Genomic DNA, 24,046 nt, shown 5'->3' on the forward strand with positions numbered 1-24,046 from the left:
AATAAAGGGGGCTGTTAATAAGCCCCCTTTTATTTATAAGTTTATTCAAGCAATAGCCTTTTTCTTTCTTGTTAATATTTGAAGTATTACAAGGACTGCTATTAAAACTATACCTATTATGTCCGTATAAATTTCAGGATATATAGAAAGAAGACCAGCTATTATAAATAATATTCTCTCAATAATATTACATTTTCTAAATACATACCCCTCAAGCCCAGCAGATACAGCAAACATACCAATAAGCGAAGTAATAAGTATAGGTATCACTTCAACAAAAGTAGTATTAATCATAAGTATCTGAGGATTAAATACAAACATATAAGGTATAATAAAAGCACCTATAGAAAGCTTCGTAGCCTCAAAACCAGTCTTAAGCGGGTCCGATTTAGCAATAGCAGCACCAGCCATAGCAGCCAAAGCAACAGGAGGCGTAACATCGGCTATAATACCAAAATAAAATACAAACATGTGAGCCGCTAAAGGTTCAAAGCCAAGACCTATTATAGCACCAGCAGCAATAGTAGAAGTAATTAAATAATTCGCAGTAGTAGGAACGCCCATACCAAGTATAATAGAACTAATCATAGTAAGCATAAGAAGAAGTATAGATATTCCGCCTGATATAGATATAAGCCCTGCGCCAATTTTTAAACCTAAGCCTGTTAATGTAATAACCCCTATTATAATGCCCGCCATAGCACAAGCAACAGCAACACTTATAATGTTTCTTGCTCCATTGACAAATACATCTATTAAGTCATTAAAAGTAAAACTTCTCTCTCTCTTAAGAATTATATCAACTATAGAGTTAACAACAGCAACTAAACCTGCAGCTATTATCCCCATAAGCCCTGCATATATAGCAGTCTTTCCAAGAACAAAGAAATATATTATGGTAGCAAGAGGAATCACTAAATAACCTTTCTTCATTAAGAGCTCTCCAATCTTTGGAAGAGAATCTTTTGATAAACCTTTAAGTCCAGTCTTTTTAGCCTCCAAATGCACCATTATAAATATACCAGTAAAATAAAGTATAGCAGGTATAATAGCAGCCTTAGCAACTTCCTTATAAGGTATCCCCAAACTCTCAGCCATCAAAAAAGAAGCAGCACCCATTATAGGAGGCATAAGCTGTCCGCCTGTAGAAGCAGAGGCCTCAACAGCTCCCGCAAACTCTGGTCTATATCCTAAAGACTTCATCATAGGTATAGTAAAACTTCCAGTACCAACAGTATTAGAAACAGAACTTCCAGAAACAGTACCAAACATAGCACTTGTAAGTACAGCAACCTTTGCAGGACCTCCGTCATAACTTCCAGCTATAGCATTACATATATCTATAAAAAATTGACCTATTCCCGTCTTATCAAGCAAAGCACCAAAAAATATAAACAAAAATATAAATGTAGCAGAAGCTCCAATAGGTGTGCCCATTATGCCTTCAGTGTTATAATATAAATGTGAAACAAGTCTTTGTATAGAATATCCCCTGTGATTTAAAAATCCCGGTGCATACGCTCCAAATAAAGCATAAACTATAAAAACTAATGATATTATAAGTATAGGGGTCCCCACTATTCTTCTGCAAGCTTCAAACAAAATTAATATACCAATTATACCTATAATAATATCAGTAGCGTTATATATACCTGCCCTTCTTACTAAACTGTCAAAATTAATAGTAATATACAGCCAAGAACAAGCACCAACTATTGCAATTATTACATCATACCAAGGAAGTTTATCTTTAGGCATATCCTTCATAGCAGGAAAAAGTAAATATGCAAGCGCCATAACAAAAGCTAAATGTGTAGCCCTCACCACCTGAGCAGTTATCTTACCAGATAAAATAGAATAAAGCTGAAACAAACAAAAAACTACAGATATAATTATAATTAAATACTTCTTCCAATCTTTAAATCTTCTGTATCTCGATTCACTGTCATATTTGCTCATATAATCATCTAACTCTTCTGCCGTTACATGTATAATATCATGATTATTATGCTTCATTTACTCCCCCTTATAATATTTTTTATTAAATCAATTAATGACACTTTTATATATTTTATCTTTATGTTCGTTTGAGGTTTAAATAAACCTTTAAGCATTATTTCATTATCATCTACTGTTATGCTGTGCTCAGCAATAATGCCCACAAATAAATAAAAATCTTTAATAACTCTATTTATGCTATTAATTTCTATATAATCATCTCTAATGATAATATTTTCATTATTTTCAGGTTCAGCTATACCGGCACCATAAGAAACGAAAGTTGTTTTACTTAATATTATATTATATTTATCATCTATAATATAATAATCTCTAACTCTGCCTTTATTAACAGAATGCGTATATGAAATTATAAATTCTTTTTTTATTAAATTAAATATATATTTATTATTATCTTTTACGCTTTCTAATACTAATCTCGGAAAAATAGGAATAATAGCAGTAAAAAGCAGCAAAGATAATAATAGTATAATAACTTTTTTCATAAAATAATATAATTATATTATTTTACTTGGTATCCTAATTCTTGATAATATTTTAAAGCACCGCTGTGGAAAGGTATGGATATTCCTTCATAAGATTGAGCTGCATTTAATTCCTCTCCCTTAGCATGTGCCGTAATTAAATCTTCTTGTTTATCAAATAAAGTCTTTAACATATTATAAACATCTTCTTCAGGTATATTGTTATTAACAGCTATTGTAGCTTTTACAGCAACAGCTTTAGTATCATTAGTAACACCTTTATAAGTGTTAGCAGGTATCATTACTTCTGTATAATAATTATATTTCTTCATTATATCAGCAATCTCAACATCATCTAAACCAATCATCACTATGTCAGTAGATAATGACAATTCTTGCAAAGCAGCATTAGGAATTCCTGCCACTATAAAACAAGCATCTAATGTGCCATTTTGTAAACCATCGCTAGACTCTTTAAAAGAAAGACTTGATTTTTGTATATCATTAAAAGTTAAACCATAAGCTTCTAATATCTGTTTAGCATTAAATTCAACACCGCTTCCAGCATCTCCAACAGATACCCTCTTTCCTTTCATGCTTGCTATATTAGTAATGCCGCTTGCTTTTGTAGCAGCTATTTGAACAATCTCAGGATATAATGTAAGCATTGCAGAAAAATTAGTTAAAACCTCTCCGTCAAAAATATCACTTCCATTATAAGCATAATACATAACATCATTCTGAACCAAAGCTAAATCTGCTTCATGCATATCTAATAATCTTAAATTCTCAGCAGAAGCACCAGTAGACTGAGCAGTAACATTCATAGCCTCTATGTTGCTATTCCATATATTGGCAATAGCTCCTCCAAATGAATAATACGTACCGCTAGTACCTCCTGTAGCAAAAATGTAATTCTTATTATTACTCTTACTACAGCTAATTAATAGCAATAATGAGCTAAAAATAACAATAAATTTTTTCATAACAATTCCCCTCAATTAACATAATTTACTTGACTATAATATAATTTATTGCCAAAAAGTCAATATTACTATTCATAATAATAAAAGATTTTTATATATTTTTATTATACAATAATTCACATATTAAAACATAATGTTAGTACAATAAAACTTTATTAACAGCTATTATAATACACATAAAGTCTTTTAATAAAAATATTTTTGTTAAAAAAATTTAAAAAAAATGCAAAATAAATTTGACTTTAATTATAATATACCTATACTATGTACATATAAAAACAATAAAAAATGTGGGAGATTTATTTATGAAAAAAATACTAATAGTTGGAGGAGTAGCCGGCGGAGCTTCTGCTGCTGCAAGACTTAGGAGATTAAACGAAGAAGATAAAATCATATTATTTGAAAAAGGTCCGCATGTTTCTTTTTCCAACTGTTCTCTTCCTTATTATGTCGGAGGCCTCATACCAAATGAGGAAACTTTACTTTTAATGTCTCCCGAAAAGTTTTTGAAACAGTTTAACGTAGATGCTAGGGTTAATAGCGAGGTAGTATCAATAGACAGAGAGAAGAAAGAAGTTACGGTGATAAGCGAGGGTAAGGAATATAAAGAAAGCTACGATAAACTTATATTATCTATGGGTGCTAAACCTATAGTTCCTCCGATTAAAGGAATTGAAAAGGTTAACATTTTTACTGTTAGAAATGTTGTTGATATAGCTAAAATACATTCTTTCTTAGGCGGCAAAAAAAATGCTAAGGTTGCTGTTATTGGCGGCGGTTTCATTGGTATAGAGATGGCTGAAAACATTAAAGAAGCTGGTCATGATGTAACTATTATAGAAGCTTTGCCTCAAATTATGAAGCCTTTCGATTATGATATGGTTCAGATTCTTCATAGAGAACTTATAGATAATGGTGTTAATTTAATAGTAGAAGATAAAGTTGATAGTTTTGAAGAGAATACTGTTGTGCTTGCTTCTGGTAAAAAAATAGAGGCTGATGCTGTTATACTTGCCATAGGTGTTGCGCCTGAAACTGATATTGCTGTTAAGGCTGGTATTGAACTTGGCAAAACTAAATCTATTAAAGTTGATGCTAATTATAGAACTAATGATAAAGATATTTATGCTATAGGAGATGTTATAGAAATTTACGGAGCTTTATGTCAGGATTATTACAGACTTGCTTTAGCTGGTCCTGCTCAAAAACAAGCCCGTGCTGTAGCTGACCATATTAATGGAAGAACTGTTGACAACAGAGGATATATTGGTTCTTCTGTAATTAAAGTATTCAGATATAATGGTGCTTCTACTGGACTTTCTGAAGGCTATATTAAAGCTATGAATTTAAATATTAATTATGACACTGTAGACATCATACCTTTTGATAGTGTTTCTATTATGCCTACTGCTAAACTTTTACATTTCAAATTAATATATGAAGTGCCTACTGGTAAAGTATTGGGTGCTCAGGCTATTGGCAGAGGAAATGTTGATAAAAGAATAGATGTTATTGCTACATTAATAAAATTCGGCGGTACTATTTATGATTTGAAAGATTTAGAATTATGTTATGCTCCTTCTTTCGGTACTGCTAAAGATGTTGTTAACTTTGCTGGTTATGTTGCTTCTAACTTAATGAATGGAGATTTCAAACAAATACATTATAGTGATGTAAGAAATATTTTAGAAAAAGACCCTGAAGCTTATTTCTTGGATGTAAGACTTAAAGAAGATTTTGAAGCTGGTCATTTAGAAAAAGCTGTTAATATACCGCTTGGTGCTTTAAGAAGCAGATTCGACGAAGTACCTAAAGACAGACCTGTTTATATTACATGTAAAACTGGATTAACTAGTTATACAGCTTGTAAAATATTAATTAATTTAGGATTCACCAATGTTGTTAATGTTTCTGGTGGATTCATAGGTTTATCACAGTATGAATACTACAATGATAAATTCTATAACAGAAAACCGATACTAACTAAATATTTTGCATAACTTCTTATATTGTTGTATATGGGAGGCTGTTCTGGCCTCTCATTTTTTTGGCATATTCAAAAAATTATTGTTACTACATGTAATAATATATCATTTTTACATACATAAAAGATTTTTTTATGTAGTTTCCGGTAACATTTTTAAAAAATATCGTTATTTTTTATGTAATAAATTTGACCTTTTATATATAAATGGTATCTTTAAAAAAATATGTTATAAAAAAATAGCCTATATACAACAAAATATCAATATAATAAGAACACAGCAATATTAAGAGGTTTATGCAAAATGAAAAAAATTATAATATTTATTTTAATTGCAGCTTTAATGCTTTTCTCATGCAAAAATAATTCAACAAATGCAGACACTTCATCAGATAATAATAATGGAAGCAACATAGGTGGAAATAATAATGATGGAAACAATGAAGGCTCTATTACAATTCCGCCTCAAATAGAAAAATATGCCATAGATATAGCTAGTGCAACTACTAAAACAATTGAAGAAGCTTTAATAAAATATGAGGCTGACCATAGCGGAGAATATAAATTAATATTTAAAGGTACTTCAACTGCTCAATATGATTGGGTTGGAGGAAAATCAATAGCAGGATTTCTTAATGAAATATCGTTAAAAAGTATCAGTGTTATTGTATCTTTAGAATATGTTAATTTCCCAAATGATAAATTAAACGACTATATATTGGGTGGAATTCAAAATTATAATAGAAATGTAGTTAAAGTAATTCTTCCAGATACTATAACAACTATAGGAAAAGATGCTTTTAGATGTGCAAATCTTACAAATGTAAATATGCCTAAAAACTTAAAAACAATAGAAAATACAGCTTTTTATGAAATGAAAATGGAAGAGCTGATATTACCTGAAGGATTAGAAACTATAGGAGCTTTTGCTTTTTCTATATGCAGCAATATGCAAACTTTAATAATACCTGATTCTGTAACATCTATTGGAGAAGAAGCATTTGAAAGTTGCCAAAAAATAACAAAAGTAAAACTTCCTAATAATCTAAAAACTTTAGAAACGAGAGTTTTTTCAAGCTGTTATGCATTAAAAAGTATAACAATACCTTCTTCTGTTACAGAAATTAAAAGATCTGCATTTTATTATTCAATTGGGTTAGAAACTGTTACATTTTTATCACCTAATCCTCCTAATATTGAAGAATTAGCTTTTGATGGTACAGCTTTAAAAACTATTTATGTGCCAAAAGGAAGCGAAACACTATATGAAGCATTAAAAGGTAAATATGGTATACCAGACAATGTTAATATAATAGGACAATAATATACAACAATATAAGAGGTTTGTTCAAAATGAAAAAAATACTTATACTTATTTTAATTACAGTTTTAATGCTGCTCTCATGCAAAAATAATTCAACAAATGTGGACACTTCACAAGACAACAACGAAAACTCAAATAATAATAATAACAATAATAATGGAAGCTCTACTGTAACTCCAGAAGAACTTGAAAAATATGGAATAGATATAGCTACCGCAACTACTAAAACAATTGAAGAAGCTTTAATAAAATATGAATCTGACCACAAAGGAGAATATAAATTAATATTTAAAGGAAATTCAACTGCTCAATATGATTTTATAAAAGGATCATCTATAGCAGGATTAATTAACGAAATATCATTAAAAGATATAAATATAACAATAACTTTTGAATATGTTAATTTTCCAAATAATACATTAAATCCATATATATTAGGAGGCGGTCAAAATCTGAATAAAAACATAGTAAAAGTAATTCTTCCAGACACTATAACAACTATAGGACATGATGCATTTAATTGCAATAATCTTCAAAATATTAATATGCCTAAGAATTTACAAACCATAGAGGATTCAGCTTTTTTCGAGATGAAAATGAAAGAACTTATATTGCCTGATGGATTAACAACTATAGGTAAATGTGCTTTTCGTGGATGTACTTTTACGAATCTAATAATACCTGATTCTGTAACATCTATTGGAGAGGAAGCATTTGAAAGTTGTGCAAATTTAATAAAAGTAAAACTGCCTAATAGTATAAAAACTTTAGAGAGAAAAGTTTTTGGAAGCTGCAACAAATTAAAAAGTATAACAATACCTGCTTCTGTTAAAGAAATAAAAATATTTGCTTTTCACTATGCTGAAGTTTTAGAAACTGTTACATTCTTATCTCAAACCCCTCCTACTATTGGAGATTATGTTTTTAATGGTACAGCTTTAAAAACTTTTTATGTTCCAAGTGGAAGTAAAACAGAATACGAAAAACTAAAAGGGAAGTCTGGCATACCAGATACTATAGAAATAATAGAACAATAATAAAATTAAGAGGTTTATACAAAAATGAAAAAAATAATAATATTTGTTTTAATTACAGCTTTAATGCTACTCTCATGCAAAAATAATACAACAAATGTAGATACTGATAACAATAGCGGCTCTACTGAAACTCAAGAAGAACTTGAAAAATATGCCATAGATATAGATACAGCCACCAAAGAAAATATAGAAGAAGCTTTGAATAAATACTATCAAGATAAAGGAGAATACAAAGTAATTTTTAAAGGCACTTCTTTAAAAACCTATGATGGAATGCTTTATGGTACAACATTATCAGGAATAATAAAAAAAATAAAATTAAATAATATAATAGTATCTCTTGAACATGTTAATTTTCCTGATAATAAATTAAATAACTATATATTAGGCGGCTGGCAAAATCTAAATGATAATATAGTTCAAGTAATTCTTCCAGATACTATAACAACTATAGGAACTGGCTCATTTAATTGTATTAATATAGTAAATATTAATATTCCTAAAAATTTAGAAACAATAGAAGATGAAGCTTTTTATAGCATAAAAATGAAAGAACTTATATTACCTAATGGAGTAAAAGCCATAGGAAAAACTTCTTTTTCTGGATGTGAGTTTATAAATATACTAATACCTGATTCTGTAACATCAATTGGAGAGAAAGCATTTGAAGCATGTAGAAAATTAACTAAAATAACATTACCTAATACTATAACAACTTTAGAAAAATCGGTTTTATCAAGCTGTTCTTCATTACAAAGTATAACAATACCTTCTTCTGTTACAGAAATAAAAGATAATGCTTTCTATTATTCTAAAGTTTTAGAAAATATTACATTTTTATCTGCAGCTCCTCCTACTATTGGAAAAAGTGTTTTCAATGGTACAGCTATAAAAAATATTTATGTGCCAAAAGGAACTAAAACACAATATGAACAACAATTAAAAGGTAAATCTGGTATACCGCAAACTGTAAATATAGTTGAATTACAATAAAAAATTATATTTTAAACTATAATTTCAATATTTTACTTGCTGAAAATGCTCTTTTATTAGAATATTGTATTTAAAACATTTCAATAATTATAAAGGTAACATAATAAATAGTTATTATGTTACCTTTCGTTACAATAATGATAAAAAAAATGTAATAATTTTTTTTATAAATACGATAAGTATAATAACAAGCAGTAAACTATTTTTAAGGAGCACAATAATGTCAACAAGCTCATTTTTTGGCATAGAATTAGGTAAAAGATCCCTTCAAAACTTTAAAACAGCTTTAGAAGTAACAGGGCATAATATAAATAATGTAGCTACTAAAGGATACAGCAGACAAAGAGTGGTAATGCGTACATTCGATAAACCTCTCGAAGAGCCAAGTTTAAACAGAGCAGAACGTGCAGGACAAATAGGTCAAGGTGCTGAAATAACTACAATAGAAAGATTAAGAGATGAGTTTATAGATTCAAAAATAATGGTAGAACTTGGAAGCGATGGATATTGGAAGACAAAAAATAATTATTTACAGCAATTAGAGGCTATATATAATGAGCCTGGTGAATATAATTTAAGAAATGATTTAGATGCATTCTGGGACGCTTGGCAGGAGATGAGTGTTAACCCTGCTGAAAGAGGCACAAGAATGACTTTAGTAGAGAGGGCTGACAGAATAAATAACTCATTTAATCAGATGTATAATCAAATGGATTCTATGAGAAACAATTTAAACGCTCTTGTAGAAAATAAAGTTAATAGAATTAATGATATAGCTAACTCTATTAGAAGTTTAAATACTGCTATAGTTAAACAAGAAGCATTAGGTCAGAGTCCTAATGATTTATTAGATAAAAGAGATTTATTGTTAGATGAATTATCATCTTTAGCTAATGTTGATATAAAATCTATTGACCCTGATGAAACAATGATTTATATAGGAAGCCGTTCATTAGTGCAGGGAAATGTGGTAAACAAATTAACTTTAGAGAGAAGTGCTCTTAATGAAGGTATGTTTGATGTTTACTGGGAAAATGACCATGTACAGCTTAATTTACAGGGCGGAGAATTAAAGGCTTTATTAGAACTTAGAGATGTAGATACTGTTGATGCTATAAATGATTTAGACACTTTAGCTATGAATTTGGCTGACAGTGTAAACGAAATACATAGAAGCGGTTTTGGTTTAAATCAGGAAACAGGAATTGATTTCTTTACTATGAATAAACAAACTCCTTCTGTAATAGGAAACTATGATTTAAATAATGACGGTACTGAAGATTCTACTATAATGTTTAAAGTAAGCGGTGTAAATAGTGTTGATGCTAACGATAGTATAGGAAGCTCTGGAACATTGGTATTTGGAAGCAAAACAAGAGAGGGTGCTGATGTTGCTATAGATTATACTGCACAAATGAAAGTAAAAGACTTGATAGATAAAATAAACTCAAGCGACGCTAATGTATCAGCTTATTTAGATGATAAAAATAGGCTTGTATTAAAAGCTAAAGGTTTTGATGATTATGTTAAGCCTTCATACTTTATTAAGCATATAGAAGATTCTGGAGACTTTTTGGTTGGCATATCTGGTTTATTAAATCAGTCCGGAGCTAATGGTGCTTACAATTGGCAGGCTACAAACCAGGTTAATCAATTAGCTGGCGATTTTAGAAACTTCACTGTAACACCAGAAAAACACCCTGCAGCTGCAATTAGTGTAAATGACATAATAAGAAATGATGTTAACTATATAGCAGCTTCAAAAGGTATAGATACTACAGGTAATGGCTTTAATGATAAATGGAATGGTGTTGGTGATGGCTCTAATGCTTTGGCTATAGCTAATTTGAAAAATAAAGAAATAATGGTAGACAGCAAATCTACATTTAATGATTTTTATACTGGAAGTATTTCTCAAATAGCTTCAAGAACAGAAACAGCAAATTCTGAAAGCGAAAAACAAACTATTGTTATGGAATATCTTGAAAAGTTAAGACAGTCTGTTTCTGGAGTTAATTTAGATGAAGAAGTAGCACAAATGGCAATGTATCAGCATGGATATAATGCTTCTGCAAGAGTTGTTAGTGTTATGGATCAGCTTCTTGATGTAGTTATAAACAGAATGGGTGTATAAAACATCTTATAATAATACAATAAACAAAAAGCGGTATCTATTTTTATGGATATCGCTTTTTTAATTTAAGTATTGTATAATACTAAAAAATATACTTAGTTATTCCGAGATTAGTAGTAATATAGTAGGAGCTTTTTTAAATGAGTATAAGACTTCGTATCACTTTAATGATATTTGCTGTAATGGCCTTTATAGCTATTAGTTCTAATTTTTTAAGCAGCAACCTTAATATAGAAACTTTCTATAAAGTAATAGATGACAATATGAATAATAATTTCAAAATTATAGCTAATAACTTTGAAAACAAGTTCTATGCTTCAAGAGAAGAAGTAAATAAATTAGCCTACAAATCTGCACTAACCTTTAATACAATAGATAGAAGAACTGATGCATATTTAAATAATAATGCCTCCAATTTCTTAATGGAAAATATTAATGAATCAAATCCATATATTGATAGAGTGTTAAGTATTCTATTTATACCAAATTATAATTTAGGCTTTAATGAGCTTCCTAAATCATATAATATCAATACAAAAACAACTAATTTTACAATTATAACTAATGATATAAACGGGATTTGGAGTAATTTAAATACATATTCTCCTACAGATGTATATTATAAGACTTTTTTATCTTCTATGTTTAATAGAACATTATTAAATATATCTAAAACTATTGTTGAAAATGACTCTATTATTGGTGTCGCTAATGTGGCTGTATTATTTGATTATACTAACAGCAGCGAAATAAAAAATATATTTAATATAAATTCATCTGAACTTTTGGTCATTAACAAAAATGATTTAACTATTATTAACTCTAAAGATAATAAATTAAACAAAAGCAAACTTGATATAATTTATCCTGTTTATTATCAATTATTTAATTCAAATTTAGCTAAAGATGAAATAGTAACAGAAAATATAAATATATATGGAAAAGATTATAGAGTTTATATAAAAAGCATATCTGATATTTTAAATGTTGTTATGCTTATACCTAATACTTATTATGATTCGCAGATAAGTTATATGAATAGGTCTATAGTTTATACTATTATTATGGTATTTGTTATATCTGCTATTATAATAGGATTTTTTATAAAATTGATATTCGCATCATTAACCAGAATTTCTGATATAGTAGGGGATTCTATTAATAATAAGGATTTATCTGTTGAAATACCAGAGCTTTCCGGAGGAGATGAAGTATCTGAAATTACAAGGTGGATGGGAATATTAAATAATAATTTTCAGGCTACTATAGCAAACGTAAAAAAGATTATATCTATATCTAAAAAACAAAGTGATAGATTTACAAATCAAATATCTTCAAATGCAGATATAATACATAATATAAATGAGTCTATAGAAAATATAAAAACTAATATTCATGAAGAATTAAATAATTTAGAGATAGTAGAAAACAGTAACAAAAATATTTTGGAATATATAGATATTAACTCTAACAACATAGATGAAATAGACAGAGATACAAAGGAACTTCAAGAAAAAATAATAAAAGAGGGAGACAGTATAGAGCAAATATCTGTATCTGTAGAGCAGATGTCTAAAACAATAGAAGGTATAGACAATATTATATTTAATGCTTCCAATAAAACAAAAGACTTACATATAGCTTCTATGAAAAGTAAAGAAAAAATGCAAGCTACATCAACAGCTACAAGTGATTTGAGAAATGCATTAGGTTTTATATCCAATTTCGTAAGCTCTATAAGAAACATAGCACATCAAACAAACTTACTTGCTATGAATGCCGCTATTGAGGCAGCTCATGCTGGTAAATATAGTTCAGGTTTTGCTGTAGTTGCTGAAGAGATAAGAAAATTATCAGAAGTTTCAAATGAACAGGCTGATAATGCCAATAAAGTATTACAAACAATAGAAGAGAAAATAATAGTAACAACTAATGATTTAACAGAATCTACAGCTCAATTTGATATGCTTGCTAGAGATGTACAAGAAGTTACAGAGATAATGGGAAGCGTACATAACTCTTCTGTTGAACAGTTAAAAGCTATTAATGAAATAGTTAATTCAATTACTACAATATCAAGCTCAAGTGAAAATATTAAAAAACAATATATAAATGTAGCAAGCAAATTAGGCGATATAAAAAATAATATTAATACTCTAAATACTTTATCTGTCAGTGCTTCTAAATCTATGGCTAAGCTTAGAACTACATCAGATGCCATATATGAAAATATAGATAAAATATATTCTAACTCTAATGAACTTTCTAATTATGCAAATACAATGAACAAATTTGCAAATGATAATAATAAAATATTAACAGATTTAGATAATGAAATATCAAAATATAATATAAACACTAAAGCCTCTTCTGCAACTACAACACAAAGAGTAAGAGGAATATCTTTAATAATATTGAAAGACTTTGTAAGAGAAAAGTTTGGAGAAGAGGGCTATCAGAAATGGCTTACTGCTATGGAGCCTGCTTCTTCATTAATATTTAAAAATGATATATCTATAAAAGAATGGTACCCTTTTATGGCTGGTTTCCACAACCCTCATAAACTTGTATGTGATTTGTTTTATAATGGTGATAATGCTGGTATAAGAGATATTGCTGAATACCACTATAATAGACTTATACCAAAATATTTTAATATAATATTACTATTTGTACCTAGATATTATATTTTACGTTATGTAGCTGAAGTAATATTTAAAGAGATACATGACCCTGTTAGAATTGAGGTTATTAAAAGCAGAAAAAGACTATTAGTAGCTCATATGAAAAACTTTACAGGAAACCCTGAAATATTAGAGCTATCTTTAATGGCTTGGTCTTCTCTATTATTAGGCTCTATTACGCATGTTAAATCTTCTTTAGAAATAACTAAATCTATTAAAGACGGAGAGCTTTATACTGAATTTGTTTTGAAATGGTAGAATAATTTAGTCTAATAAATATTTTGATATTTTTAACATTATAACCTATAATAGATATTAAAAAAATTGGGAAATTATAAAAGTGACAAAGAGTAATTCATATACTTACGGAATAATTATATTAAGCATCTCGGCTGCTATGCTTTTAACTTTAGCTTTTCCTCCGCTCAATTTCTTCCCTGTAGCATTTATAGCTCTTTTTCCTTTAAATATTATTATATATAAAGCTGATAAAATTAGGTATTATGTATTATCTTCTTTTTTATTTGTAATAGTATTTTTTGGATATTTGCTTGTATGGGTGGCAGCATTTATGCTCAAAGAGACAGAGGCTACTGTTTCTTTTTTAGCTTTATTTACAATATTATTTTTGCTTACTCTGCTCTTTTATTTCCCAGCTATGATAGTAAGCGGTTATCTTTCAAAGGCTTTTCCTAATATAAGATTTTTAATAGTGCCTGCAGTATTTACTGTTATGGAATATATGAGAAATGTTGGATATTTAGGTTTTCCTTGGGGTATTATAGGGTATTCTCAGTGGAACTTTTTACCATTTATACAAATAGCTGACACTATAGGGGTGCTTGGCATAAGTTTTTTAGTTTATTTATCTAATGCTGTTATTACGCACTATTTAATATTATATGTAGAAAAATCTGAAAGTATAAAAAATAATAAACAAATAGCAAACAAAAGTATTTTTATACCAGCTATAGCGACTGTATCAGTATTTTTTATTATTTTAATATACGGTCTAATAAAAGTAAATTATGTAGAAGCAAAAAGAGTTTCTATGCCTAAAACTAAAATGGCGCTCATACAAAAATCTTTTGACCCAAATATTCCTTGGAATAGCATATATACAGGCGAACCATATAAAAGAAACTCTCCTGGTATACAAGGACTTGCAGAGAGATTTCTATTAAAATCAGAGAAATTTCAAAGTGAAGAAAAACCAGATGGATATACTCAAAACAGCACTATATCTGTGAAAAGAATATGCAAATTAGCAACCGATGCTGCATTATCAAAGCCTTCTCTAATAGTATATCCAGAATCTGTAACAATGGATTCATATAACTATTATTTATCTCGTTATGAAGAGATGTTTAGATATGGCATGGCTTCTAACTCTACATATCCTGCAATTTATAATACTTATCTTTTGTATAGTACAATAAAAGATACACAAACCCATCATTTACTTGGAACAACAATTATAGAAGAAAACACAAATGAAAATGCATATAATCCTTATAAATACTATAACGGAATAGCATTTATAAATGAGCAGGGAAATATTGTTGATGATTACAGAAAAATAAAACTAGTTCCTGGAGGAGAAGCTTATCCTTTTCAAAATAATAAGTTTCTTCTAAACACTTTCCCATTTAAAAATATTATAGCTCTAATATATGAACAATTTGATAAAGCAGGTGCAAGCAGATGGGAAATAGGTGATAAAATATCAGTATTTGAGCATCCAAATGGCTATAAATTCTCTGGTATAATATGTTATGAAAGTGCTTTTGGAGATTTTGTAAGGCAGTTTGCTTATGACGGCGCTCAAACTATAGCCGTTATTACAGAAGATGCTTGGTCTTATAGCGACAACTCTTTACTTCAACATTTTTACATGTCTGTATTTAGGGCAATAGAAAATAGAAGAGATATAGTGCATAATGGAAACTCTGGTGTTACTGGACATATATCAAGCAGCGGAAAGGTAATATCTACACTCCCTTTCTGGAAACCTGATTATATGATTGCTAATGTAGCTTTAAATGATAACATCACAATATATACAAGATTTGGTGAATGGTTTGTAGTATTATGCTTTATTGGAGTAGCTGCCCTATTTATTATAAAATTAAGCAGTACTATTAAAAATATTTATCAAAAAACTAAAGATACAATATATACAAAAATAAAAAAAAACAAAGTAAAAAATAGCAACAATAAAGTTCCTAAAGATATAAACAATAATGAAAAACATATTTATGATATAAAGAAAAAAGAAGAACCGCCTCAGAGTATATTCGAACAAAATACTTCAGAAATATTTAATACTTTAAACGAAATTATAGAGGAAGATGAAAAAAATAATAAATAATTTTGGTGTATTATGGGATTATTTATAAATGTATTAATAGCAGAAGATTCCAAAGAAATTTCTGATGATATAAAAAAAATACTCTTAAAAAATCCTGCTGTCAAGATAGTAAATATTGTAAATAATGGCATAGATGCATACAAAACAATAGCAAATAAAAAAATAGATTTTGCATTTGTAGAATTTAATTTACCAATAATGGGAGCGTATGAGCTTCTTAAACAATTAAAAAATAATGACATAAATACTAAAATAATAGTATTATCAACTACAGATAAAAATGATGATTTAAATAATAGATTAATAAATTTAGGTGCATTCAAAATTATAAATAAAAATGCAAATATAGAATATATAGAAAAAGAAATACTAAACATCATAACAAATAAAAATATTAAGCAGGAAAAAATAAAAACAACTGAAATAAAAATAGGTGAGGCTATAAATAATAATTTCTTGGAAAATATTAGACTACAAAGAAATACTATCAACACTTATCCGCATCATGTAAACAGAGTGAATGAAGTTATAAATAAAATAAATTATTCAGATTTTAAAAAACCAAAACTCATAGCAGTAGGAATATCCACAGGAGGTCCTAAAGCCTTAAGAATATTAATACCCTCTATACCAAAAAACTTTCCAATACCAATACTCATAGCACAGCATATACCAAAAGATTTTTCATGTTCTTTAGCTAAGGGACTAAATGATGTATCGCAAATTACAGTTAAAGAAGCAGAGGATAATGAAGAAGTGAAAGCCGGATTTGCCTATATTTGCCCAGGAGAAAATAATATGGGCATATATTTAGAAAATAATAATATAAGAATAAAATTACAACCAGATTTAAAATTTGACTTACCTTATATGCCGTCAATTAATTACTTATTTAATACAATTAATGATAATCTCAAAGATCAATCAATAGCAGTAATAATGACCGGCATGGGAAATGACGGCACTGAAGGAATGATTAATTTATACAATAATAAAAATCTCACCATTGTACAAGATAAAATTACAAGTACTATATTCGGCATGCCTAAAAGTGCTATAGAAAATAATGCTGTTAATTTTATAATATCGCTTTATGATATGGCAGATTTTTTAATACAATACACAACAATAAAATTAAAAGGGAAATATTAAAATGAATAAAAAGTTTTTATTGATAATAATCGGTATTTTTATACTTACAGCATGCAAAAAAGAATATGAAGCAGATTCTGAATATGGCGCCTATATGTTTGAAAAGTATATATCAACATTAATATCTGCAAAAGATACTTTAGAGTTTACTTCAAACATAGTTACTAATCTCGATGAAAATACTGTAAAAAAAATAAACGAGATGTATGTGCTATATGAGCTTACAACTGCTGATATTATAGAATCTATAAAAAACAGGGCTTCTATATATCAGAGAATATTTTCAGACGATGAAGAAGCTCTTTGTAATTATTTGCCTAAAGACGGCGGGTATTATGATGTCGCTATCACATATAGAAAATATAATGACATAAAAATAGCTCAAATAGAATATCCTTCATTTAATAAAATTTCTAAAAACTCAATTGAAATTGTGGGAATATATTTAAATGATAAATGGAATATTTTAACTATTAACTTTTTTAATTGAAAAATAATATATTAAGGATAACAAATGAAAAAAATCATTTTAATAATAATAAGCTTATTTAGTATATCTTGTCTTGATGATGTTAACACTATAAAAAAAGAGAGTTTATTTTCTTTTTATACAGAAATGAAAAATGAAATAATAAATGAAAACATAAAATGGTTGGAAAAAAACTCTAATATAGAAGATATAAACAAAATAGAAAATATAATATTAAAAAATAATGATTCTATAAAAAATATGCTTTCATTAGAAGACGGAGAATATTCTTCTACCATAAATTATATAACCGCTGAAGCTAATCAAAATGACAGAGGAAGCTATATTATAAGAAATACAAAATTAAGCCCTACCTACTATTATATAACATTAGTATACGAATCTTCTAAATGGAAAATAGAGACTATAGATAAATTGCCTTTAAATAATTAACTTTTTATTTCTGATATTTTAACTTCTTTTACTTCTTCAGTATTAGAAACTTTTTTTAATGTCATTTTTTCTCTGTCAAACTCGGCAATATAATAATTGTTTCTTAAAGCTAAAACTATATTTTTAGCACCATTAATACCGTCATTTTTTTTATAAGAATCTATCATAATTTGCAAAAGAGACATTGTAGAAGGAATGCCTATATATACAATAGCAACGCCCAAAGAAGGAATTGTAGCCAATGATGAAACTAATACGCTTTTACCTTTACTTAAAGTTTTTGAAGATATAATCGCTGTTACTGCTACTACAACTCCGCCAATAAGTAATCCCCAAGCTATTTTACCTGTATTTTTAATATTAGATATTTTTTTACCCAAAGAAGATTCTATGTAGATAATATCTTCATCTCTCATAATAGCATCAACTATATCGCTTTCATTTTTGCATATAATAATTTCTTTTCTATCCATAATTCACTCCTATGTTATTATATAATAAATTTATTAATAAACAAGATAAATGAACTTTTTTATTAATTATTCTATTTTTATAAAAACATCTATAAAAATAAAAAAATTATAAATGCTATTAAATATTTTTAAAATCTACTTAAACTCCCCGCCCTATTTTATTTATTATCTCTATTTGAAATGCATAATCTTTTCTTTTCTAAAACCTAAACAGAAATTTTAACTCCCGCCCAAGCTTTATTTATAATATATATAAATTGTTGACAATAAACTATTCGTATATTATCATATAATAACAATGATGATTTATTTATGGATTATAATATACAAAAACAAAATACATATTAATATTTAAAATAGGAGTTGTATATGTCAGGATCAACATTTTGGTTTGTATTTTTATTAGTGATAATGGTTATATCTGCTTTTACTAGATATTTTATATTACCCAAAATATTTAGCAAAGATTCAAAAAAATTTAAAAAATATGTTGAAGAAGCATATAATGATTTAGATAAATACTACAATTCAGGTAATGAACACTCTAAAGAATTAATAAAAAATTCAATTATTGGTATGGCTAAAGAAGGAAATGATATAGCAATGAAATTCTGTGAAGATAAAGGCTGGAATATTAAATAGGGTTAAAAAATTAATTACATTTCACTCCCCCTATCTTTATTGTTTTTATCTGCAATTTTTGATTTGGTATTCTTTATTGTTTAAAAAGAAATCTTAACGCCCGCCCAAGTTTTATTTATTATTATTATCATATATGTAAATATAAAAAAATCGTTGACAATAAAGTATTCATATATTATCATATATAAGCAACTGGATAGTTATTGTTATTTTCATTAAAAATATTTTGAAAAACAAGCTAAACCTATTTATGCAAAAATGAAATGTAGTAAAGTCATATATTTTATTTTTACATAAATAGGTTTTTTTATTTTTTAGGAGAAGTCCTTATGAAAATAGGAAAGATACTCAATAATAATGTAGCTGTTATTTTTGAAGAAGATGGCAAAACAGAAAAAATTGTTATGGGAAAAGGTATAGCTTTTTCTAAGAAAATTGGAGATATTATAGACGAAGAAAAAATTGATAAAACTTTTCTATTAGAAAATTCAGATAATAATAATAAATTGCAGCAGCTATTAAAAGATATACCCATAGAATATTTTCATGCAGTAGAAAAAATTATTGAATATGCTAAAACTAAAACTGAAAGAAGTTTAAACGACTTTTTATATATTACTTTAATAGATCATATATACATGACTGTATTAAGAAGTAAAGATGGGATAAAAATAAAAAACATCATGCTTTGGGATATAAAAAAATTTTATAAAGATGAATATGATATAGGCTTAAAGGCTTTGAGTATTATAGAAAAAGATTTTAACATAAAGCTTCCAGAAGATGAGGCAGGTTTTATAGCTTTACACATAGTTAATGCTCAAACCAATAGTGATTTTAATTGTATAGATGAAATGGGAAATATTACAAAACTTATACAAAAAATAGTAATGATAGTAGAAAGACATTTTGATATAAAGTTTAATGAGGATTCTGTTTATTATAATAGATTTTTAACGCATTTAAAATTTTTTGCTTTGAGGCTATTTCAAAAAAATATTTATAATGGTAAGGAAGATGAAGATTTGCTTGAAATAGTTAAATTAAAATATAAAGATGCTTATGAATGCACTTTAAAAATAGCAGAATATATTTCACTTTCTTATTTTTATGATATAAGCGATGAGGAGAAACTGTATTTAACTATACATATAGAAAAAGCAAAAAGGCGTGAGTAAAAAGTATTTATAGGGTTTTTAATATATATATATATTTGGATGGTGACATTAAGTTGGCCAAACCTTCAATTATTAAAAAAATTATTAAATTGGAGGATAAGCTGATGGGAAAATATGAATCATTAGCAAAAGAAATCATTAAAAATGTAGGAGGGAAAGAAAATATTAATTCTCTTACTCATTGTGTTACTCGATTAAGATTTAAATTAAAAGATGAGAGTAAGGCAAATGATGAAGTATTAAAAAATATGGACGGTGTTGTTACGATAATGAAAAGCGGCGGACAATATCAAGTAGTGATAGGCAATCACGTGGCAGAAGTTTATGCTGATGTTTCAAGTGTTGCTGGAATAGAAAACTCCTCATCAAATGACGATGATGCAAATAAAAATACAAGTTTATTTAATAGAGCGGTTGATACAATATCTGGAATATTTCAGCCTATATTAGGTGTAATGTCTGCATGCGGTGTATTAAAAGGTATTAATGCTCTTTTTATTGCTTTAGGTCTTTATACTAATAAATCAGGCTCTTATATACTTATAAATGGTATGGGAGATGCTTTATTTATGTTTCTTCCTTTGTTTTTGGGTTTTACTTCAGCTAAGAAATTCAATTTAAAACCTACAATAGGATTGGCAATAGGTGCTGCTATGTGTTATCCTTCTTTGCAATTAAATACCTTATTAGGAAGCGGTGAGCCTTTATATACATTGTTTAATAATACAATATTCTCTTCTAATGTTTATCTTAATTTCTTTGGCATACCTATTATTTCTATGAATTATACTTCAACTGTTATTCCTGTTATATTTGTTGTTTATTTTGCTTCAAAATGTGAAAAGTTTTTTAGCAAAATAGTACCTGATGTTGTAAAATTCTTTGTACTTCCTATGCTTGTAATATTTGTTTCTTTATCTGTAGGATTTATAGTAATAGGGCCTGTTACAACTTTTGCTTCGCTTGTAGTTTCAAAAATAGTATTTACTATAAGAGATTTCAGTCCTTTAGTTTCTGGCGCTATAGTTGGAGCTTGCTGGCAAATATTAGTTATATTCGGTATGCATTGGGCTTTTCTTCCAGTTCACTTTAATAATATTATTACATTAGGATATGATACTATAATAACTCCTTATTTCGGTTCTACATTCGCTACAGTAGGAGTTGTATTCGCTATTTTATTAAAGACAAAAAATAAAAAACTTAAAGATGTAGCTTTCCCAAGCGGAATATCTGCTGTATTTGGTATAACTGAACCTGCTATTTACGGAGTTATATTGCCGTTAAAAAAACCTTTTATAGTAAATTGTGTGGTTGCGGGTATAGTTGGAGCTTTCTTTGGTTTATTTGATTTGCATAAATTCTTTATGGGCGGACTTGGTGTATTTGCATTTCCCGGCATGATAAATCCAGATGGAACTCATACAAATTTAATTATTTCTGTAATTGGAGCTTTGGCTGCTGTTGTTTTAGCTTTTATCATTACTTGGATAATATATAAAGATAAACAGTCTGCAACAAATAGCGATAATAATGAACATATTGACATAAATCAAAATAACTCTAAATTGTTAGAGAAAGAAACTATATTCAGCCCATTAAAAGGGAAATTATTGAAATTAAAAGATTCAAAAGACGAAGCTTTTGCTTCTGAAAGTTTAGGCAAAGGTGCTTTAATAATACCAGAAGAAGGAAAGGCTGTATCCCCTGTAAATGGAACTGTTACTACTGTTACACCAACACTTCATGCCATCGGAATAACTTCTGAAAGCGGTATAGAAATATTAATACATTTAGGAATTAACACTGTAGAATTAAACGGAAAACATTTTAAAAGCACTTTAAAAGAAGGTGATAAAGTTTCTGTTGGAGATATTTTAATAGAGTTTGATATTGATTCAATTGTTAAAGAAGGCTATTCAATAGAAAGTCCAATCATCATAGTAAATACTAATGAGTATTTAGATGTATTAGAAACAGAATATGATGTTAATATAAATTATAAAGATTCAATATTAACAGTAATAAAGTAAATTATTATTTATATATCGAAAATTTTTAAATTTGTTAATTGATACACTTTGTGTAGAATTTTGAACTTTGTTGCCTCACAAAAAAGTTCAAAAAAACGCAATTACTGAAACTTTATATTTTAAAAATATGTATTAAACATAGATTATAATCTAAATTTAGACAAAATACAGGAGTTAAAAAATATGGCTTTTGACAAAAACTTTTTATGGGGCGGTGCTACTGCTGCTAATCAGTGTGAGGGTGGTTTTGATAAAGACGGCAGGGGGCTTGCTAACGTTGATGTTTGTCCTATTGGTGAGGATAGAATAAAAGTAATATCTGGAAAAATGAAAATGTTTGATTTTGATGATAAGCATTATTATCCTGCTAAACTTGGTATTGATATGTATAATCATTACAAAGAAGATATTAAACTTTTTGGAGAGATGGGGTTTAAAGTTTATCGTTTATCTATTGCTTGGAGCAGAATATTTCCGAAAGGCGATGAGAAAACACCTAATGAAAAAGGTTTATTATTCTACGAAAATATTTTTAAAGAGTGCCATAAATATGGAATAGAGCCTTTAGTAACTATTACACATTTTGACTGTCCTATGCATTTAATAAAAGAATACGGCGGCTGGAGAAACAGAAAATTAATTGATTTTTATGAAAACCTTTGCAGAACTTTATTTAATAGATACAAAGGTCTCGTAAAATATTGGATAACTTTCAATGAAATAAATATGATACTTCATCTTCCTTTTATGGGAGCAGGACTTTATTTTGAAGAGGGAGAAGATGAAAACAAAATAAAATATCAGGCAGCACACAATGAATTAGTTGCAAGTGCGTTGGCTGTAAAAATAGCTCATGAAACAGACAGTAACAATAAAGTAGGTTGTATGTTTGCTGCTGGAAGTACATATCCTTTTGACTGTAAGCCTGAAAATGTATGGGAAGCTTTATGCAAAGATAGAAAAGAGTATTTCTTTGTAGATGTTCAGGCACAGGGAAAATATCCTAATTATGCTTTGAAAATGCTTGAAAGAAATAATTGCATGCCTAAAATGGAGCAAGGAGATTTAAAACTATTAGAAGAAAATACTGTAGACTTTGTTTCTTTCTCATATTATCATACAAGATGTGTGAATATTCATGATGATACTCAAACTTCTGCTGGTAATGTATTTGCTTCTGCTAAAAATCCATATCTTAAATATACCGATTGGGGTTGGTCAGTTGATCCTTTAGGACTTCGCACAACTTTGAATGAAGTTTATGACAGATACAGAAAACCTTTGTTTATAGTAGAAAATGGAATTGGTGCTGTTGACACAGTAAATGAAAATGGTGAGATTATAGATAATTATAGAATAGATTTTCACAGGGACCATATAAAAGTTATGAAAGATGCTGTTGAGATAGACGGTGTTGATTTGATGGGATACACTACTTGGGGCTGTATTGATTTAGTTTCTGCAAGTTCTGGAGAGATGAAAAAGAGATATGGTTTTATTTATGTTGATTTAGATAATGAAGGCAAGGGCACTTTAAAAAGAACTAAGAAAAAATCTTTTGATTGGTATAAGAAGGTTATAGCATCTAATGGTGAAGATTTAGATTAATTATCACGCACGGTGAGTAAAATTTAGAATATATGTTTATTA

The 24,046-nt window shown here is 28.1% G+C and carries 18 protein-coding genes; 14 read left to right on the top strand and 4 right to left on the bottom strand.

Annotated features, from left to right (window positions below; all coding sequences use genetic code 11):
- Positions 1 to 45: 45 nt before the first annotated feature.
- From R4I97_RS02285 to R4I97_RS02295, 3 genes are read right to left on the bottom strand one after another with little or no spacing between them, the layout of a single operon-like run.
- Positions 46 to 2,016, bottom strand: coding sequence for a TRAP transporter permease (locus R4I97_RS02285; protein WP_335783520.1), 1,971 nt, complete (start codon positions 2,014 to 2,016; stop codon positions 46 to 48).
- Positions 2,013 to 2,504, bottom strand: coding sequence for a DUF1850 domain-containing protein (locus R4I97_RS02290; protein ID WP_335783521.1), 492 nt, complete (start codon positions 2,502 to 2,504; stop codon positions 2,013 to 2,015). The genes R4I97_RS02285 and R4I97_RS02290 overlap by 4 nt, the downstream gene beginning before the upstream one ends.
- Before the next feature lie 17 nt (positions 2,505 to 2,521).
- Complete coding sequence (locus R4I97_RS02295; protein WP_335783522.1) at positions 2,522 to 3,469, bottom strand: TAXI family TRAP transporter solute-binding subunit; 948 nt, start codon at positions 3,467 to 3,469, stop codon at positions 2,522 to 2,524.
- A 305-nt stretch (positions 3,470 to 3,774) separates the two neighbouring features.
- Here R4I97_RS02295 and R4I97_RS02300 point away from each other — a divergent pair, with 305 nt between their 5' ends.
- The 10 genes from R4I97_RS02300 (at position 3,775) to R4I97_RS02345 (ending at position 18,070) form a co-directional block, all read left to right on the top strand.
- Positions 3,775 to 5,469: an FAD-dependent oxidoreductase gene (locus R4I97_RS02300; protein WP_335783523.1), complete on the top strand. Its 1,695-nt coding sequence runs from the start codon at positions 3,775 to 3,777 to the stop codon at positions 5,467 to 5,469.
- Positions 5,470 to 5,757: 288 nt separating this feature from the next.
- Positions 5,758 to 6,777: a leucine-rich repeat domain-containing protein gene (locus tag R4I97_RS02305; protein WP_335783524.1), complete on the top strand. Its 1,020-nt coding sequence runs from the start codon at positions 5,758 to 5,760 to the stop codon at positions 6,775 to 6,777.
- 29 nt (positions 6,778 to 6,806) lie between these two features.
- Entirely contained in the window at positions 6,807 to 7,814 is a 1,008-nt protein-coding gene (locus tag R4I97_RS02310) for a leucine-rich repeat domain-containing protein (protein ID WP_335783525.1), read from the top strand.
- A gap of 24 nt (positions 7,815 to 7,838) precedes the next feature.
- On the top strand, positions 7,839 to 8,807 hold the full coding sequence (locus R4I97_RS02315) for a leucine-rich repeat domain-containing protein (protein ID WP_335783526.1): 969 nt from the start codon (positions 7,839 to 7,841) through the stop codon (positions 8,805 to 8,807).
- 220 nt (positions 8,808 to 9,027) lie between these two features.
- On the top strand, positions 9,028 to 10,941 hold the full coding sequence (flgK, locus tag R4I97_RS02320) for a flagellar hook-associated protein FlgK (RefSeq protein WP_335783527.1): 1,914 nt from the start codon (positions 9,028 to 9,030) through the stop codon (positions 10,939 to 10,941).
- A gap of 140 nt (positions 10,942 to 11,081) precedes the next feature.
- Complete coding sequence (locus tag R4I97_RS02325; protein WP_335783528.1) at positions 11,082 to 13,883, top strand: methyl-accepting chemotaxis protein; 2,802 nt, start codon at positions 11,082 to 11,084, stop codon at positions 13,881 to 13,883.
- Between the two features lie 76 nt (positions 13,884 to 13,959).
- Complete coding sequence (lnt, locus tag R4I97_RS02330) at positions 13,960 to 15,996, top strand: apolipoprotein N-acyltransferase (RefSeq protein WP_335784052.1); 2,037 nt, start codon at positions 13,960 to 13,962, stop codon at positions 15,994 to 15,996.
- Positions 15,997 to 16,008: 12 nt separating this feature from the next.
- The gene (locus R4I97_RS02335; protein WP_335783529.1) at positions 16,009 to 17,148 is read left to right on the top strand and encodes a chemotaxis protein CheB; all 1,140 of its coding nucleotides are present in this window, start codon (positions 16,009 to 16,011) and stop codon (positions 17,146 to 17,148) included.
- Between the two features lies 1 nt (position 17,149).
- The gene (locus R4I97_RS02340) at positions 17,150 to 17,638 is read left to right on the top strand and encodes a hypothetical protein (protein ID WP_335783530.1); all 489 of its coding nucleotides are present in this window, start codon (positions 17,150 to 17,152) and stop codon (positions 17,636 to 17,638) included.
- Between the two features lie 24 nt (positions 17,639 to 17,662).
- Positions 17,663 to 18,070, top strand: coding sequence for a hypothetical protein (locus R4I97_RS02345; RefSeq protein WP_335783531.1), 408 nt, complete (start codon positions 17,663 to 17,665; stop codon positions 18,068 to 18,070).
- On the opposite strand, the gene R4I97_RS02350 is transcribed toward R4I97_RS02345, so the two are convergent.
- Entirely contained in the window at positions 18,067 to 18,543 is a 477-nt protein-coding gene (locus R4I97_RS02350; RefSeq protein WP_335783532.1) for a hypothetical protein, read from the bottom strand. The genes R4I97_RS02345 and R4I97_RS02350 overlap by 4 nt on opposite strands.
- Positions 18,544 to 18,912: 369 nt before the next feature.
- Here R4I97_RS02350 and R4I97_RS02355 point away from each other — a divergent pair, with 369 nt between their 5' ends.
- The 4 genes from R4I97_RS02355 (at position 18,913) to R4I97_RS02370 (ending at position 24,004) form a co-directional block, all read left to right on the top strand.
- Complete coding sequence (locus R4I97_RS02355) at positions 18,913 to 19,185, top strand: hypothetical protein (RefSeq protein WP_335783533.1); 273 nt, start codon at positions 18,913 to 18,915, stop codon at positions 19,183 to 19,185.
- A 329-nt stretch (positions 19,186 to 19,514) separates the two neighbouring features.
- Entirely contained in the window at positions 19,515 to 20,363 is an 849-nt protein-coding gene (licT, locus tag R4I97_RS02360; RefSeq protein WP_335783534.1) for a BglG family transcription antiterminator LicT, read from the top strand.
- Positions 20,364 to 20,467: 104 nt separating this feature from the next.
- Entirely contained in the window at positions 20,468 to 22,396 is a 1,929-nt protein-coding gene (locus R4I97_RS02365) for a beta-glucoside-specific PTS transporter subunit IIABC (RefSeq protein WP_335783535.1), read from the top strand.
- Between the two features lie 183 nt (positions 22,397 to 22,579).
- Positions 22,580 to 24,004: a 6-phospho-beta-glucosidase gene (locus tag R4I97_RS02370; RefSeq protein ID WP_335783536.1), complete on the top strand. Its 1,425-nt coding sequence runs from the start codon at positions 22,580 to 22,582 to the stop codon at positions 24,002 to 24,004.
- Positions 24,005 to 24,046: the final 42 nt, after the last annotated feature.

This window comes from Brachyspira pilosicoli (assembly GCF_036997485.1).
Classification (GTDB): Bacteria; Spirochaetota; Brachyspiria; order Brachyspirales; family Brachyspiraceae; genus Brachyspira; species Brachyspira pilosicoli_C.

What these genes read in the sequence shown, in the direction of transcription:
- R4I97_RS02285 (WP_335783520.1), bottom strand. Translation starts at nt 2,016, where the DNA reads ATGAAGCATAATAATCATGATATTATACATGTAACGGCAGAAGAGTTA.
- R4I97_RS02290 (WP_335783521.1), bottom strand. Translation starts at nt 2,504, where the DNA reads ATGAAAAAAGTTATTATACTATTATTATCTTTGCTGCTTTTTACTGCT.
- R4I97_RS02295 (WP_335783522.1), bottom strand. Translation starts at nt 3,469, where the DNA reads ATGAAAAAATTTATTGTTATTTTTAGCTCATTATTGCTATTAATTAGC.
- R4I97_RS02300 (WP_335783523.1), top strand. Translation starts at nt 3,775, where the DNA reads ATGAAAAAAATACTAATAGTTGGAGGAGTAGCCGGCGGAGCTTCTGCT.
- R4I97_RS02305 (WP_335783524.1), top strand. Translation starts at nt 5,758, where the DNA reads ATGAAAAAAATTATAATATTTATTTTAATTGCAGCTTTAATGCTTTTC.
- R4I97_RS02310 (WP_335783525.1), top strand. Translation starts at nt 6,807, where the DNA reads ATGAAAAAAATACTTATACTTATTTTAATTACAGTTTTAATGCTGCTC.
- R4I97_RS02315 (WP_335783526.1), top strand. Translation starts at nt 7,839, where the DNA reads ATGAAAAAAATAATAATATTTGTTTTAATTACAGCTTTAATGCTACTC.
- flgK (WP_335783527.1), top strand. Translation starts at nt 9,028, where the DNA reads ATGTCAACAAGCTCATTTTTTGGCATAGAATTAGGTAAAAGATCCCTT.
- R4I97_RS02325 (WP_335783528.1), top strand. Translation starts at nt 11,082, where the DNA reads ATGAGTATAAGACTTCGTATCACTTTAATGATATTTGCTGTAATGGCC.
- R4I97_RS02335 (WP_335783529.1), top strand. Translation starts at nt 16,009, where the DNA reads ATGGGATTATTTATAAATGTATTAATAGCAGAAGATTCCAAAGAAATT.
- R4I97_RS02340 (WP_335783530.1), top strand. Translation starts at nt 17,150, where the DNA reads ATGAATAAAAAGTTTTTATTGATAATAATCGGTATTTTTATACTTACA.
- R4I97_RS02345 (WP_335783531.1), top strand. Translation starts at nt 17,663, where the DNA reads ATGAAAAAAATCATTTTAATAATAATAAGCTTATTTAGTATATCTTGT.
- R4I97_RS02350 (WP_335783532.1), bottom strand. Translation starts at nt 18,543, where the DNA reads ATGGATAGAAAAGAAATTATTATATGCAAAAATGAAAGCGATATAGTT.
- R4I97_RS02355 (WP_335783533.1), top strand. Translation starts at nt 18,913, where the DNA reads ATGTCAGGATCAACATTTTGGTTTGTATTTTTATTAGTGATAATGGTT.
- licT (WP_335783534.1), top strand. Translation starts at nt 19,515, where the DNA reads ATGAAAATAGGAAAGATACTCAATAATAATGTAGCTGTTATTTTTGAA.
- R4I97_RS02365 (WP_335783535.1), top strand. Translation starts at nt 20,468, where the DNA reads ATGGGAAAATATGAATCATTAGCAAAAGAAATCATTAAAAATGTAGGA.
- R4I97_RS02370 (WP_335783536.1), top strand. Translation starts at nt 22,580, where the DNA reads ATGGCTTTTGACAAAAACTTTTTATGGGGCGGTGCTACTGCTGCTAAT.